A 555-nucleotide genomic window follows, 5' to 3' on the forward strand; every position below is an offset into this window, starting at 1 on the left:
AACTCCCTGACGGCGCGGGTGAGCGACGCGGCCGGCAACACCGCGACCAGCGGCGCGGTGGTCTACACGCTGAGCACCACCGGCCCGACCGTGACCGAGGCTCTGGTTGCCGACACCGGCACTTCAGTCACCGATCATGTCACCGCCAATCCGGCGCTGAGCGGCACCGGCCTTGCCAACACCGTGGTGCACTTCACGGTCGACGGCAGCCCGATCGCGGCGACAGTGACCACGGATGCGCAGGGGGCGTGGTCGTTTACGCCGAGCGGGCTGGCCGACGGACCGCACACCATCGTCGCAAGCCAGACCGACACTTTTGGCAACCCCGGCTCGGCCTCGCTGAGCTTCACCCTCGACACTACGGCACCGACCGGCGGTGCACCGGACCTGACAGCCGGCTCGGACAGCGGTACCTCGGCTACCGACAACATCACCTCGACGACGTCGCCGAGCTTCACAGTGGCGCTGACCCCTGCGGCTGCCATCGGCGATACCGTGCAGCTGGTGCTCGGCGGCGCGCCGCTGGCGCATCCGGTCGGGCATGTGATCACGGCC

General features: G+C 69.5%; 1 protein-coding gene. It reads left to right on the forward strand.

Annotation, left to right across the window (positions count from 1 at the left end):
* Positions 1-18: 18 nt before the first annotated feature.
* Positions 19-555 (forward strand): Ig-like domain-containing protein (locus MOV75_RS41290; protein WP_247008642.1); only part of this gene is annotated, 537 nt, incomplete at its 3' end.

This window comes from Bradyrhizobium sp. PRIMUS42, from assembly GCF_023006515.1.
Classification (GTDB): Bacteria; Pseudomonadota; Alphaproteobacteria; order Rhizobiales; family Xanthobacteraceae; genus Bradyrhizobium.